We start from the raw sequence: 14,141 nt of genomic DNA, 5'->3' as shown, positions 1-14,141 counted from the left end.
GGCTGGCACGAGACGAATTCGAGCATGAGGGTTTGCGGGGAATTGACCTGCAGGCCCTTGCTTCTGCTATAGGGTACGGCGCGAGCAATGCTGTGGCGAAGATGAGATGAAGAAGACGTTGGCGCCGGAAAATGGCGCGTCCGCCATGCACGCCCAACCCCTTCGTGTCTTGACCCTTCTGGTGCGTCACGGCACCGAGAAGTATCCGACCGCATGGCAGGACTTGCGAGCCATGTTCGCCCGCCAGATGCCGGACGTTGCGCATAGCATGCTGGTGATCGACAATTCGCTGCCGGTCGGTCACGGCGCTGATTTAGACAGCGGGGTCGAACTGATCGGCGCGTCGAACGAGGATTGGGAATTCTCCGCCTGGGACTGCGGCATCAAGCATACCGCCGCCAAGCTTCATCACTATGATCTGGTTCACCTGGCCACTTCGGCTTTCGCGGCATCCGAATCTGACCATCTCAAATTGATCGATGATGGCTCGTTGCGGTCGTTGCTCGGCTTGCAGGGAGCGCTAGGTTGCATTGATGCTCGCCGCGAGGCCTTCTCGGTTTTCGGAGTCCGTTCGCAGGCCTGGCTCCGCAGTTCGTTCATCCTGATGAATCCGCGGCAACTCAGCAGCCTGGGATCCCTGGTGAGCGTTGGCAGGGACGCGCCGATTTTCAGCGGCAACCCTCGACAGCCCTTCCGTGATGACGCACCGATCTCGCAAGCATATCAGCAGTTTTTGCGGCATTGGCTCACCGGCGACAGAGCTGGCAAGGAGGTGATCTGGCATTCAAGGTTCGATCTTACGCCTGAAACGCTGCCGTTTTTCGAAAAGAAGGCCAGGGCTATTCTCAATGAGCTGATGCTCTCCAACCGGTTGCTGGCCAATGGATGCGCGCTTGTCGACATGACATGGCTGGCGCAGAGGGTTCGGGCGGCGAGCACGGAATCCGAGAATGATATTCCGGACTGGCGCGTGCAAGTCAGCTCTCGGGCGCGACCCAAACGCACATGGACCCAAAAGCTCCACCGCTGGTTCTCTAAACATATGTTGCGGCAATGAAGACTGCCTCCCCTGGATGCCTTTCACCCTTCCAGCCCAACCGCTTGCGCCTCTCGCTGCCTTCCGCTATAGAGCCGCCACCCGCGTAGACACCCTTGGAGGCAACGCGGCGGAAGGCTGCCTTCCCTTGTGATCCCGAACAAAGCTCCGTCTCGAAGCGGCGCCCTCATTCGGACATCGAGGTCCGGCGGCTTTCGACGTTTACGGCTTGGGCAATTTGCCTTCCCGCAAACGCTCCATAACACGCGAAAGGAAAAGCCATGAGCCACGATACTTACGAGCTCAAGGCCGAAGCGCGCGAACAGGTCGGTAAGGGGTCCGCCCGTGCAGTTCGCCGCAACGGTAAAGTGCCTGCAGTAATCTATGGTGACAAGCAGCCTCCCCTGGCTATCGCTCTCACCTACAAGGACATCTACTACAAGATCCATGGCGGTGGTTTCTTGACCACGATCGCCACGATCGATGTCGACGGCAAGAAGATCCAGGTCCTGCCCAAGGACTTCCAGCTCGACCCGGTCAAGGATTTCCCTGTCCATGTCGACTTCCTGCGCATCGGCAAGGACACCGAAGTCAATGTCGACGTGCCTGTCCACTTCATCAATGAGGACAAGTCGCCCGGCATCAAGCGCGGCGGCGTGCTCAACATCGTGCGTCACGAAGTCGAGTTCCACTGCCCGGCCAATGCGATCCCGGAATTCATCACCATCGATCTCACTGGCACCAATATCGGCGATTCGATCCACATCTCGGCGGTCAAGCTGCCGGCCGGCGTCAAGCCGGTCATCTCCGACCGCGACTTCACCATCGCGACCATTGCCGGTTCGTCGGCGATGAAGCCGGAGGCCGAAGAGACGGTCGAAGCGGCTGCCCCTGAAGCGGCTCCTGCCGCCGAAGAGAAGTAACTCTTTCCCGCCCGGAGCAGACGATGCTTGTCTTTGCAGGCCTCGGCAATCCGGGCGCGAAATACGCTCATAACCGGCACAATGTCGGCTTCATGGCGGCGGACGCTATCGCCCGCCGCCATTCCTTTTCGCCCTGGTCGAAGAAATTCCAGGGCCTGATCGCCGAGGGGACGATTGCCGGCGAAAAGATCATCCTGATCAAGCCGCAGACCTTCATGAACCTGTCCGGCCAGTCGGTCGGCGAGGCCCTGCGCTTCTACAAGCTCGAGCTTTCCGCGCTCACCGTCTTCTATGACGAGATCGACCTCGCCGAAGGCAAGCTGCGCATCAAGACAGGCGGCGGCGCCGGCGGCCATAACGGCATCCGCTCGATCGACGGCCATGTCGGCAACGCCTATCGCCGCGTGCGCATCGGCGTCGGCCATCCCGGCGTCAAGGAAATGGTCCAGCACCATGTGCTCGGCGATTTCGCCAAGGCCGATCGCGAATGGCTCGATCCCTTGCTCGACGCGATCGCCGACAACGCCGCCATGATCGTCAAGGGCGACGAATCCGGCTTCATGAACAAGGCCGCCCTTGCCGTCCAGGGCAAGGCGATAGCCGAGCTGGAAAAGCCGGCGCAGAAGCAGCAGCCCAAACAACAGAGCCACATCCGCCAGGCGCGGTCGCAACAGGCGCCCGCCAAACTGCCGGAGACCGGCCCGATGGCCGCCATGCTGAAGAAACTCTTCGGCAACAAGGACTGAGCGGGCACGCATGCGGCCTTACAGGGCTTGACGTTGATCACCCCTATCGCCCATAGCCCTCATCAAATTTCGCTTTTCCGATAGGACTGGACACAATGGGTTTCAAATGCGGCATCGTTGGCTTGCCCAACGTCGGCAAGTCGACGCTCTTCAACGCGTTGACCAGGACGGCGGCGGCGCAGGCCGCCAACTATCCGTTCTGCACCATCGAACCGAACACTGGCGAGGTGGCGGTGCCCGACCCGCGCCTGCAGAAGATCGCCTCGATCGCCAAGTCGAAGGAGATCATCCCGACCCGCATCTCCTTCGTCGACATTGCCGGCCTGGTGCGCGGCGCCTCGAAAGGCGAAGGGCTGGGCAACCAGTTCCTCGCCAACATCCGCGAGGTCGACGCCATCGTGCATGTGCTGCGCTGCTTCGAGGATGACGACATCACCCATGTCGAGGGCCGCATCGATCCCGTCGCCGACGCCGAGACGGTCGAGACCGAGCTGATGCTCGCCGACCTCGACAGCCTGGAGCGCCGCATCGTCCAGATCCGCAAGCGCGCCGGCAGCAAGGACAAGGAAGCCACCACCGTGCTGCCGATGATGGAGGCGGCGCTCGAACTGCTGCAGGCCGGCAAGCCGACCCGCGTCCTGCTCAAGGGCATCTCGGCGGAGGATTTGCGCATCCTGCAGGGGCTGAACCTTTTAACCTCGCACCCCGTGCTCTATGTCTGCAACGTCGCCGAGGCCGATGCCGCGACCGGCAACGAGCACACCAGGGCGGTGGAAAAGATGGCCGCCGCACAGGGCGCCGGCACGGTGGTGATCTCGGCCGCGATCGAGGCCGAAGTCGCCCAGCTTTCCGACGAGGAAGAGATGGAATTCCTGTCCTCGCTCGGCCTCGACGAGCCGGGCCTGAACAAGGTCATCCGCGCCGGCTACGATCTGTTGCATCTCATCACCTATTTCACCGCCGGTCCGAAGGAGACGCGCGCCTGGACCATCCACAAGGGCGACAAGGCCCCGCAGGCCGCCGGCGTCATCCACACCGACTTCGAACGCGGCTTCATCCGCGCCCAGACCATCGCCTATAACGACTTCGTCACGCTGGGCGGCGAAGTGGCGGCCAAGGAAGCCGGCAAGGCGCGCGACGAAGGCAAGGAATATGTCGTCCAGGACGGCGACATCATGCTGTTCAAATTCAACACCTGACGCCTCAGGCGGCAGACGATGCCCAGCCGTCCTCTGAAAACCGACCTGCCGAACGGGTTTCGCCAGCTGGTTTCCGGCTACCGCTGGCACCCCCAGACCATCGGCCAGTCACAGGCCGGCGTGTTCCGGCTGGCGGCTGACGGCCAGCCGGCCCTGTTTCTGAAATGTGAGCGCAGCGGCCCCTTTGCCGAACTCGCCGATGAGGCCGCGCGGCTGCGCTGGCTTGCCGGACAAGGCATCGCTTGCCCCGATGTGATCGCCCTGGAAAGCCATGCCGGTCACGACTGGCTGCTGATGTCGGCCGTCGCCGGCGAGGATCTGGCGTCGGCTGCCGTCGATCCGGCCGATGTCATCGCCATCATGGCCAGCGCGCTTCACGGCCTGCATGCGCTCGACATCCGCTCCTGCCCCTTCGACCATCGCCTCTTCAGGCGGGTCGCGGCGGCGCGGGCCCGCATGGAAGCCGGCGAAGTCGACGAGAGTGATTTCGACGAGGAACGGCAAGGGCGGACCGCCGCCGAGGTCTTCGCCGAGCTTGAGGCGCTCCGGCCGGCGACCGAGGATATTGTCGTCACCCATGGCGACGCCTGCCTGCCGAATGTCATGGCGACCGAAGGCCGTTTCAGCGGGTTCATCGATTGCGGCCGGCTGGGCGTGGCGGATCGCCACCAGGATCTGACGCTCGCCTGCCGGAGCATCCGCTACAACATCGGCACGGCCTGGGTAGAGCCTTTTCTCGAAAGCTACGGGCCGCCAGAAGCCGAGCCGGCGAAATGTTCCTGGTACCGGCTGCTCGACGAGTTTTTCTGAGTAACCGAGGGTCGACCCCGCCCGATCCGGCCTTGTCTTGCTTTCGTCATGCCACAGGTCTAAGCGGCTTGCACACGGTCGCGCACACGACGAAGTGCCGTGAAATCCGACACGACGCGCATCCGAACGCACCTTCGCAGGGGAGATCTGGCGATGATCAAGGCATTTGTCGTGGACAATGATCGCCTGCGCGTCGTCGATGACCTGCTGGCCGAGGGCGACAGGGTTGTCTGGGCCGATCTGGTCAGTCCGACCAAGGAAGAAGAAGCCGCCATCGAAAGCTGGCTTGGCGTCGCCATCCCGACCCGCGAGGAGATGGAGGAGATCGAGATTTCCAGCCGTCTCTACATCGAGGATGGCGCCTACTTCATGACCGCCACCTTGCCCGCCCAGACCGAGGTCGACGATCCCCTGATGTCGCCGGTCACCTTCGCGCTTGCCGGCAAAAGGCTGATCACCATCCGCTATCATGAACCGAAGGCCTTCAAGACCTTTCCGCTGCGCGCCGAGAAGGTGGCGACAGGCTGTACCAGCGGCGACACCATCCTGATCGGCCTGCTGGAAGCGATCGTCGACCGTCTCGCCGACATCCTCGAACGCGCCGGCCGCGACATCGAGGGGATTTCGCGCGATATCTTCGAAGCGCGCTCGACCAAGGTGTCGAAGCGCAACCGCGACTTCCAGGAACTCTTGAAAGCCATCGGCCGCAAGGAGGACATCGCCTCGTCCGTACGCGACAGCCTGATCTCGCTGCAGCGCCTGGCCGGCTTCCTCGCCCATGTCGCGACCCAGACCAAGATGAGCAAGGATGTCCGTGCCCGCATCAAGACCTTGTCGCGCGACGTGCTGTCGCTCGCCGACCACGCCACCTTCCTGTCGCAGAAGATCTCCTTCCTGCTCGACGCCACGCTCGGCATGATCTCGATCGAGCAGAACGCCATCATCAAGATCTTCTCGGTCGCCGCCGTCATCTTCCTGCCGCCGACGCTGGTCGCCTCGATCTACGGCATGAATTTCGATGTCATTCCCGAGCTGAAATGGCATTTCGGTTATCCCTTCGCCATCGGTCTGATGATCCTGTCGGCAATCCTGCCCTTCTGGTACTTCCGCCGCCGCGGCTGGCTCTGAGCGCCGCCGCCCCGCAGGCTGGCTCACCAGAAAGGACTTGACCAAATCGCTGCCGGCCTGCATCCGGGTTGCCCGATCTTGGGAATTAACCGGATTGCCGACATGACCCGAAAAACATGGGCCTATGAGGATTTCGTCGAGGGCGCCTCGTTCGACCTCGGCACGAAACAGGTGAGCGCCGCCGAGATCATCGAGTTCGCCAGCGAATTCGATGCCCAGCCGATGCATCTCGACGAGGACGCCGGCAAGGCCAGCATTCTGGGCGGCCTCTCGGCCTCCGGCTGGCACAGCTGCGCCATGTTCATGCGCATGCTGTGCGATGCCTTCCTGTTGGACTCCACCTGCCAGGGCTCGCCCGGCGTCGATCAGGTCAAGTGGAAGAAACCGGTCCTGGCCGGCGATACGCTCAGGGGCAACCTGGTCGTGCTGGCCAAGCGCCTGTCGCGATCGAAGCCGCAACTCGGCTTCGTCACCATGCGCAGCGAGCTGGTCAACCAGCGCGGCGAAAGCGTCTTCGAGCTCGAGAATTCCGTCATGTTCCTGACGCGCGATGCGGCGGGGTATCAGGCATGACCCTGGATGAATTCTTCCGCATCGGCACCACGATGACGCTGGGCTCGCACACATTCGAGCCCGAGGCGATCAAGGCGTTCGCCCGCAAATACGACCCGCAGATCTTTCACATCGACGAAGAGGCCGCCAGGAAGAGCGTGCTCGGCGGGCTATGCGCCTCCGGCTGGCACACCGCCGCCACCTGGATGAAGCTCAACCTCGAAGCGAGCATGGATGCCGAGGGCGCCAACTGGAACGGCCCCGGCCCGGTCCCGGAATTCGGCCCCTCGCCCGGTTTCAAGAACCTGAAGTGGCTGAAACCGGTCTTTGCCGGCGAAACCGTCACCTTCAGCCGCACCGCGCTATCCCACCGTCCCATCGTCTCGCGTCCCGGCTGGCGAATGCTGTCGCTGCGCGCGGAGGCCTTCGATTCGACCGGCGACAAGGTGCTGGAGTTTGAAAGCGCCGTGCTGGTGAAGGTGGGTGAGTAGCCGGTTCGCGTAAGCGAATTCATCGTGCCAGTGGCACGATGAAAGGCCGACGAATGCCGGGACGCTGCGAAGCAGCGGGGACCCGGCCGGGCGGTTGTGATCAATCGCCCCTCAATGCCCCTCGAACCCGATCAGCGTCCTGACCGGCACGCCAAGCGCCTCGAGCTTGGCACGACCGCCGAGGTCCGGCAGGTCGATGACGAAGCAGGCGGCGAGGATATCGGCGCCGATCTGGCGCAGCAGCTTGACCGCCGCCTCAGCCGTGCCGCCGGTGGCGATCAGGTCGTCAACCAGGATCACCTTCTCGCCAGGGGCAACGCCGTCCTTGTGCATCTCCATCTCGTCCAGCCCGTATTCCAGGCTGTAGGCGACGCGCACCGTCTCATAGGGCAGCTTGCCCTTCTTGCGGATCGGCACGAAGCCGGCCGAAAGCTGGTGGGCTACGGCGCCGCCCAGGATGAAGCCGCGCGCCTCGATGCCGGCGATCTTGTCGATCTTCTGCCCGGCATAGGGATGAACCAGTTCGTCGATGGCGCGGCGGAAGGCGCGCGCATTGCCGAGCAGCGTGGTGATGTCGCGAAACAGGATGCCGGGCCTGGGATAGTCCGGGATGGTGCGGATCGACGCCAGCAGCGTGTCTTCGAGCGAAGGTTTCATGAAGTGGCTCCGGATGATCCAGCTGACAGGTTTGCAACGGCGCGGGAGACCGATCGTAACCCGGCGCGACCGACAACGGCTAGCGCGATGTGGCGGCCGAGACAAGCGCATCCGGCAAAGGGTTGGCCTGGCCGGCGCCACGATCGTCCGCGCCGATGCTGTGCCGGTTACCGGAAGCGCAGGTTCTCGCGTGACAATTGTCCGATCGAACTGCAGCCCATCAGCTTCATGCCGCGTTCGATCTCGACGCGCATCTGTTCAAGCGCCCGTTCGACACCCGGCTGGCCGGCCGCCGCCAGCGGGAACAGATAGTAGCGGCCAAGGCCCACCGCCTTGGCACCGAGCGACAGCGCCTTCAACACATGGGTGCCACGCTGGACGCCGCCGTCCATGATGACGTCGATGCGGTCGCCGACGGCATCGACGATCTCGGCCAACTGGTCGAATGCCGCCCGCGAACCGTCCAGCTGACGCCCGCCATGGTTGGAAAGCACGATGCCGCTGCAGCCGATCTCGACGGCGCGTTTGGCGTCCTCGACCGACATGACGCCTTTGAGGCAGAACGGCCCCGACCACTGCCTGACCATCTCGGCGACATCGTCCCAGGTCATCGACGGATCGAGCATTTCGGTGAAATAGCGGCTGATCGACATCGTGCCGCCGCCCATGTCCACATGCTCGTCGAGCTGCGGCAGCTTGAACCCCTCATGCGTGAAATAATTGATCGCCCAGGCCGGCTTGAGCGCGAACTGCGCCATTCCCGCAAGGTTGAGCTTGAAGGGAATGGCAAAGCCGGTGCGCTTGTCGCGCTCGCGGTTTCCCCCCGTGATGCTGTCGACGGTCAGCATCATCACCTCGACGCCAACCTGCTTCGCCCGCTGCATCATCGCCCGGTTGAGGCCGCGATCCCGGTGGAAATAGAACTGGTAGACCTGTGGACTGCTGCTGATCCCGCGCGCCTCCTCGAGGCTGACGGTGCCCAGCGAGGAGACCCCGAACATGGTGCCGTATTTGGCGGCGGCCTTCGCCACGGCGCGCTCGCCCTGATGATGGAAAAGCCGCTGCAGGGCGGTCGGCGAGCAGTAGAACGGCATGGCCAGCTTTTGCCCCATCACCGTCACCGACATGTCGATCTCGCTTACCCCACGCAGCACGTTGGGAACGAGATCGCAGGTCTCGAAGCTTTCGGTGTTGCGGCGATAGGTGACCTCATCGTCGGCCGCACCGTCGATGTAGTTGAAGATCGGCCCCGGCAGCCTTCGCCGCGCCATGCGGCGGAAATCGGAAAAGTTATGACAGTCGTTGAGCCGCATCATCGATTTCCCAGGCCATGGCGGGCCAGCCTTTGCCGCCCTTCGATGCGTCGAATATCAATCCGATGCCGCCATGCCAACGGACTAATTGCTGAACCCCGCCGGGCATGGCCGTGAAAAGAAAAAGGGGCGCCTGGAGCGCCCCTCGCATCGAAGCCGGCTGCCGGCGAAGATTACATGCCGAGATCGGAACGAAGCTCGGCCCTGGCCACTTCGTATTCGGCCTTGAAGTCGTCCCGGTTGAGCAGGACAGCGGCAATGACGCTGCCGGAAATCTTGCCCATCTCGACATCGGACGCATAGTGGATGCCGCCAACCTCACGATTGTGGTCGTATTCGGCCGCACGCGCCATGATCTTGGCGCGCTTCTCCGGAACCATGTCGGCCAGGATGATGCCCATCATGGTGCCGACCGTGGCGTGGCCGGACGGCCAGGAGCCGGAGCTCGACAGCTTGACCACCGGCTTGACGAGGTCGCTGAGCTGATGCGGACGCGGGCGCTTCCAGACATCCTTGGCCGGATCGACGACAGCGCCTTCGGTCTCGACCACGCGGTCGAAGAAGGCGCTGAACTTCGGCAGCTTGTCCTTGGTGAAATTCGGCCCCATGACGTTTGCAAAGCGCCAGACATTCTCTTCGGAGTCGGCAACGGCGCTGGCAATCATCTCGGGCGTGCGCGTCACCTGCAGCGTCAGCACCGCGCCGAGTTCGGCCTTGGTCTGCGCCGAATCGTTTGCCGGCGGCGGCGGCAGGATCATCGTCAGGTCGATGTCCTTGTTGGTGACGAAGGGCTTTGCGTCTTCGGCCTGGGCGGCCGAGCCGATGACCAGCAACAGCAGACCAGCAGTCAGCGATGCGTATTTCTTCATGGGTGCGATCCTTTGGTGGGAATGACGCAGGATCGCTGTTGGCGGTGACGGCCATGTGACACAGCCTGTCGCCTGAAATGCAAAAAGGCGCCTTTCGGCGCCTTTTGTGGTCGGTTGGGCGCGCTGCTTAGTGCGCGACGCCTTCCCACACCTTGCGCTTGGTGAGGTAGACCAGCGCCCCGAAGAGCAGCAGGAACACCAGCACGCGGAAGCCCATCTTCTTGCGGTCTTCCATGTGCGGCTCGGCGGCCCAGGTCAGGAAGGCAGCCACGTCGCGGGAATACTGGTCGACGGTCTGCGGCGAACCGTCATCATAGGTCACCTGGCCGTCGGAGAGGGGCTTGGGCATCTTCAGCGACACGCCGGACATGAAGTACGGGTTGTAGTGTGTGCCTTCCGGGATGACCATTCCGGCCGGCGGTGTCTGGTCGTAGCCGGTCAGCAGCGAATGGATGTAGTCGGGGCCGCCCGCGTCATACTGGGTGAAGATATCGAAGACGAACTGCGGGAAGCCGCGCTCGACGCCACGCGCCTTGGCCAGCAGCGACATGTCGGGCGGAGCCGCGCCACCATTGGAGGCGGCCGCGGCCTCCTCATTGGCGAACGGCGCCGGGAAGTGGTCGGACGGCTTGCCGGGACGGTCGAACATGTCGCCGGCGTCGTTGGGACCGTCATGGATGGTGTATTCGGCGGCCAGCGTCTTGATCTGGGCTTCGTTGTAGCCGAGGTCCGACAGGGTGCGGAACGCCACCAGGTTCATCGAATGGCAGGCCGAGCAGACTTCCTTGTAGACCTTCAGGCCACGCTGCAGCTGCGCCTTGTCATAAGTGCCGAACGGGCCGGTGAAGCTCCAGTTCATTTCCTTCGGTTCGTTGATCGGGAAATGCGTGGGCGCCGCCGCGTTGTGCGCCTCTTCGGCCGCGAACGCTGCGGTGCCGGCGGCCACGAGGCCGACCAGCGCCAGCGAGGTGAGAATCTTTTTCATGCCAAATCCCCTTAGATTCTCTACCGCTCAGCCCTTGGTCTCTGGCGCGGCCGTGGCGCCCGCCGGATGCCCGCTGCCACCCTTGTTCTTTTCGAGCACCGCTTCGGTGATCGAGTTCGGCAGCCTGCGCGGTGTCTCGATCAGGCCAAGCACCGGCAGCGCGATCAGGAAGAAGGCGAAGTAGAACAGCGTCGCCATCTGCGCCATGAACACATAGCTGCCTTCCGCCGGCTGCGAGCCCAGCCAGCCGAGCAGGATGGCGTCGGCCACGAACAGCCAGAAGAACAGCTTGTACCAGGGCCGGTAGACCGCCGAGCGCACCTTGGACGTGTCGAGCCACGGCACCAGGAACAGCATGACGATGGCGCCGAACATGCACAGCACGCCGCCGAGCTTGGAATTGATCGGCCCGATGTTGAAGGTGATGGCGCGCAGGATCGCGTAGAACGGCAGGAAATACCATTCCGGAACGATATGGGCCGGGGTCTTCAGCGGGTTGGCGACCGTGTAATTGTCCGGATGGCCGAGATAGTTCGGCAGGTAGAAGACGAAATAGGCGAAGAAGAACAGGAACACGATCATGCCGAACGCGTCCTTGATGGTCGCGTAGGGCGTGAAGGCGACGGTGTCGGTCTTCGACTTGACCTCGATGCCGGTAGGGTTCGACTGGCCCACCACATGCAGCGCCCAGACGTGGAGCACGACGACGCCGGCAATCATGAACGGCAAGAGGTAGTGCAGCGCGAAGAAGCGGTTCAGCGTCGGATTATCGACGGCGAAGCCGCCGAGCAGCAGTTGCTGGATCCAGTCGCCGACCAGCGGGATGGCGCTGAAGAAGCCGGTGATGACGGTGGCGCCCCAGAAGCTCATCTGCCCCCACGGCAGCACATAGCCCATGAAGCCGGTCGCCATCATCAGCAGGTAGATGATGCAGCCGAGGATCCACAGCAGCTCGCGCGGCGCCTTGTAGGAGCCGTAGTAGAGGCCACGGAAGATGTGGATGTAGACGGCGACGAAGAAGAACGAGGCGCCGTTGGCGTGCATGTAGCGCAACAGCCAGCCGGAATTGACGTCACGCATGATCTTTTCGACGGAGCCGAAGGCGAGATTGGTGTCGGCAGTATAGTGCATGGCCAGCACGATGCCGGTCAGTATCTGCGCCACCAGCATGATCGCCAGGATGCCGCCGAAGGTCCAGGCATAGTTGAGGTTGCGCGGCACCGGATAGGCGATGAAGCTGTCGTAAACCAGCCGCGGCAGCGGCATGCGGGCGTCGAACCAGCGTTCGATACCGGTCTTGGGCGTATAGGTCGAGTGTCCCTCGCTCATCGAAATATCCCCTGCCTCAACCGATAAGGATCTTGGTATCGGAAATGAATTTGAATACCGGCACAGCCATGTTCTCGGGCGCCGGGCCTTTGCGGATGCGGCCGGCGGTGTCGTACTGCGAACCATGGCACGGGCAGAACCAGCCGCCGAAATCGCCTTCCTGGCCGAGCGGGATGCAGCCCAGATGCGTGCAGACCTGAACCATCACCATCCAGGCTTCCTTGCCGGGCGTGGTGCGGTTGGCGTCGGTCGCCGGCGCGTCGGCCGGCAGATTGGCGTTGCGGGCGATCGGATCCTTGAGATCGGAGAGGTTGACGGCCTCGCCGTCCTTCATTTCCTTTTCGGTGCGGTTGCGCACCACGACCGGCTTGCCGCGCCACTTGACGATCAGCGACATGCCGGGCGTCAGCGAGGCGACATCGACTTCCACCGAGGCGAGCGCCAGCGTCGAGGCATCGGGGCGCATCTGGTCGATGAACGGCCAGGCGACGGCGCCGGCCCCGACCACCGCGGCCATGCCCGTGGCGACATAGAGAAAATCTCGACGATTGGGATCGTGGATGTCGGTTGCGCTCACGGGTGCCTGATCCTTTCGCCTCTTCCGCGCCGGTGGCCGAGCCTTGTTCCCCGCTCAATCACGCCAACCCGACAGCGCATGGCGAACAGGCTAGCGAATTCCTCCGGCATTTGGACTTCGGTTTATGCGTGAAGCCCGTTTTTGTCCAGACGGGTCAAGGCACAAGGGCAGATTGTCGCGGGGACAAAATCCCCTATTGCCCGGCGGGACGGCGAATGGCCGCGAAAGGCGGCTAAACAACCGGGAAATATCAGCAAAATCCGAGGCTCCAGCCTGCCTCGACACAGGGCGCCGGTGTGATCTATCCTCCCAGGCATGGCACACGTCATAGACCGTGAGGAATGGGCGGTTCGCTCCGACCACTGGAAGGGCGAGTTGCAATGCGGCGCCTACGGCTCCATCTCCTGCCTGATCTTCAACTACCTGCCTGATGAAGGCGGTGGCCCGCGGCTGCATTCCCACCCCTATGCGGAGATCTTCATCATCCGCCAGGGCACCGGCCTGTTTACCGTGGGCGACAAGGAAATCGAGGCATCCGCCGGCCAGATTGTCATCGTGCCACCTCATACGCCGCACAAATTCACCAATCTCGGTCCGGGCCCGCTGGAAACGACCGACATCCACGAGAACGCCACGTTCATCACAAAGTGGCTGGAGTGACCAGGATCCCGAAAACCGGATACCGGTTTTCCCGGACAAACGGAGCCTGTTCGTCCAGGGATCCTGGTCAAACAAAGCGCCCTATTTGGCGCCGAGCCTGACCAGCACAGCCCTGGGGATGTCGTATTCGCGGATGACGCCGTCGTGCTTGCGCAGCCCGCACAACTCGCGCTGGATGAAATAGCCGTGCACCGCCTCGGCGGCCTCCTTGAGAAGCCTGGGGCGCAACTGTTCGTCGGCATTGCCGCGCAGCCTGGTCAGCGTTTCCTCGACCTTTTGGCCGGCACGGCCGAGCGCCGCCGCCTTCTCGGCCAGGATTTCGTGGCCAAGCGCGTCGAAGGCCGCTTCAGCGGCCGAAGAGCCGGCAAGATGAGATGGCGGACGCAAGGACATTTCAGCTCCCCTTCCCGAACAGCATGCGGTGGGTGACGAATTCTTCGCCTTCCACGCGCTGAAAGCCAAGCCTTTCATAGAAGCCGAAGGACTCAGGCGGCGCGCGGGTGTTCAACACGGTGAAATAGCGGCGTGCCCGATCGATGACGGTCTCGACCAGCATGCGGCCGAGGCCGGCGCGGCGGTGAGGCGCGCCGACGAACAGGTGCCGGACCCGGCCCTGGTCCCTGCCCCCGGCGTAAGGATCGATGTTCAACCCGCATATGCCGGCGAGGTCGGCGCCCTGCCACGCCCCGAACAATGCCTCTCCGCGCTTCAGGAACTTGTTGCGGCCGCTTGCCCAGCCATCCGCCAGGCGCACCAGCATCCAGTAGCCTTCCAGCCGGCTCTCGTCCTTCAGCCTGTCGAAGGCCGGCGTGGTTGGCCGCAGCCGCTTGAGAACGTAGCCGACTTCTGGCGTCCCGCCCATGCGC

The 14,141-nt window shown here is 63.2% G+C and carries 17 protein-coding genes; 9 read left to right on the top strand and 8 right to left on the bottom strand.

Annotated features, from left to right (window positions below; all coding sequences use genetic code 11):
- Nucleotides 1-106: 106 nt before the first annotated feature.
- From JG746_RS11425 to JG746_RS11390, 8 genes are all read left to right on the top strand, one after another.
- Nucleotides 107-1,057: a hypothetical protein gene (locus JG746_RS11425; RefSeq protein WP_244730746.1), complete on the top strand. Its 951-nt coding sequence runs from the start codon at nt 107-109 to the stop codon at nt 1,055-1,057.
- Between the two features lie 260 nt (nt 1,058-1,317).
- Nucleotides 1,318-1,959, top strand: coding sequence for a 50S ribosomal protein L25/general stress protein Ctc (locus JG746_RS11420; RefSeq protein WP_096449327.1), 642 nt, complete (start codon nt 1,318-1,320; stop codon nt 1,957-1,959).
- Between the two features lie 23 nt (nt 1,960-1,982).
- Complete coding sequence (gene pth / locus JG746_RS11415) at nt 1,983-2,705, top strand: aminoacyl-tRNA hydrolase (protein ID WP_202358220.1); 723 nt, start codon at nt 1,983-1,985, stop codon at nt 2,703-2,705.
- A gap of 95 nt (nt 2,706-2,800) precedes the next feature.
- On the top strand, nt 2,801-3,904 hold the full coding sequence (gene ychF, locus JG746_RS11410; protein ID WP_202358219.1) for a redox-regulated ATPase YchF: 1,104 nt from the start codon (nt 2,801-2,803) through the stop codon (nt 3,902-3,904).
- A gap of 18 nt (nt 3,905-3,922) precedes the next feature.
- The gene (locus JG746_RS11405; protein ID WP_202358218.1) at nt 3,923-4,714 is read left to right on the top strand and encodes an APH(3')-II family aminoglycoside O-phosphotransferase; all 792 of its coding nucleotides are present in this window, start codon (nt 3,923-3,925) and stop codon (nt 4,712-4,714) included.
- A 153-nt stretch (nt 4,715-4,867) separates the two neighbouring features.
- Complete coding sequence (corA, locus tag JG746_RS11400; RefSeq protein ID WP_202358217.1) at nt 4,868-5,842, top strand: magnesium/cobalt transporter CorA; 975 nt, start codon at nt 4,868-4,870, stop codon at nt 5,840-5,842.
- Between the two features lie 102 nt (nt 5,843-5,944).
- Nucleotides 5,945-6,415, top strand: coding sequence for a MaoC family dehydratase (locus tag JG746_RS11395; protein ID WP_202358216.1), 471 nt, complete (start codon nt 5,945-5,947; stop codon nt 6,413-6,415).
- Entirely contained in the window at nt 6,412-6,885 is a 474-nt protein-coding gene (locus JG746_RS11390; RefSeq protein ID WP_202358215.1) for a MaoC family dehydratase, read from the top strand. Before JG746_RS11395 ends, JG746_RS11390 begins: the two co-directional genes overlap by 4 nt.
- A gap of 111 nt (nt 6,886-6,996) precedes the next feature.
- Here the strand turns inward: JG746_RS11390 and JG746_RS11385 are convergent, their stop codons facing one another.
- The 6 genes from JG746_RS11385 to petA form a co-directional block, all read right to left on the bottom strand.
- A complete protein-coding gene (locus tag JG746_RS11385; RefSeq protein WP_202358214.1) occupies nt 6,997-7,542 on the bottom strand; it encodes an adenine phosphoribosyltransferase in 546 nt (181 codons plus the stop codon).
- A gap of 167 nt (nt 7,543-7,709) precedes the next feature.
- Nucleotides 7,710-8,855 carry an alpha-hydroxy acid oxidase gene (locus JG746_RS11380; RefSeq protein ID WP_202358213.1) on the bottom strand — a complete coding sequence of 382 codons (1,146 nt, stop codon included), beginning with the start codon at nt 8,853-8,855 and terminating at the stop codon, nt 7,710-7,712.
- 173 nt (nt 8,856-9,028) lie between these two features.
- Nucleotides 9,029-9,724: an acid phosphatase gene (locus JG746_RS11375; protein WP_202358212.1), complete on the bottom strand. Its 696-nt coding sequence runs from the start codon at nt 9,722-9,724 to the stop codon at nt 9,029-9,031.
- A 127-nt stretch (nt 9,725-9,851) separates the two neighbouring features.
- A complete protein-coding gene (locus tag JG746_RS11370) occupies nt 9,852-10,709 on the bottom strand; it encodes a cytochrome c1 (protein ID WP_202358211.1) in 858 nt (285 codons plus the stop codon).
- 27 nt (nt 10,710-10,736) lie between these two features.
- A complete protein-coding gene (locus JG746_RS11365) occupies nt 10,737-12,038 on the bottom strand; it encodes a cytochrome b (protein WP_202358210.1) in 1,302 nt (433 codons plus the stop codon).
- A gap of 16 nt (nt 12,039-12,054) precedes the next feature.
- Nucleotides 12,055-12,615 (bottom strand): ubiquinol-cytochrome c reductase iron-sulfur subunit, encoded by a 561-nt coding sequence (gene petA, locus JG746_RS11360; protein WP_010911121.1) that lies wholly within the window; start codon nt 12,613-12,615, stop codon nt 12,055-12,057.
- 315 nt (nt 12,616-12,930) lie between these two features.
- Here petA and JG746_RS11355 point away from each other — a divergent pair, with 315 nt between their 5' ends.
- On the top strand, nt 12,931-13,275 hold the full coding sequence (locus tag JG746_RS11355) for a cupin domain-containing protein (protein ID WP_202358209.1): 345 nt from the start codon (nt 12,931-12,933) through the stop codon (nt 13,273-13,275).
- Between the two features lie 81 nt (nt 13,276-13,356).
- Here the strand turns inward: JG746_RS11355 and JG746_RS11350 are convergent, their stop codons facing one another.
- Nucleotides 13,357-13,668 carry a DUF6665 family protein gene (locus JG746_RS11350; protein ID WP_202358208.1) on the bottom strand — a complete coding sequence of 104 codons (312 nt, stop codon included), beginning with the start codon at nt 13,666-13,668 and terminating at the stop codon, nt 13,357-13,359.
- 1 nt (nt 13,669) lies between these two features.
- On the bottom strand, nt 13,670-14,137 hold the full coding sequence (locus tag JG746_RS11345; protein ID WP_202358207.1) for a GNAT family N-acetyltransferase: 468 nt from the start codon (nt 14,135-14,137) through the stop codon (nt 13,670-13,672).
- Nucleotides 14,138-14,141: the final 4 nt, after the last annotated feature.

The organism is Mesorhizobium sp. 113-3-3 (assembly GCF_016756495.1).
GTDB lineage: Bacteria > Pseudomonadota > Alphaproteobacteria > Rhizobiales > Rhizobiaceae > Mesorhizobium.
This window is presented reverse-complemented; position numbering and strand designations above follow the sequence as displayed.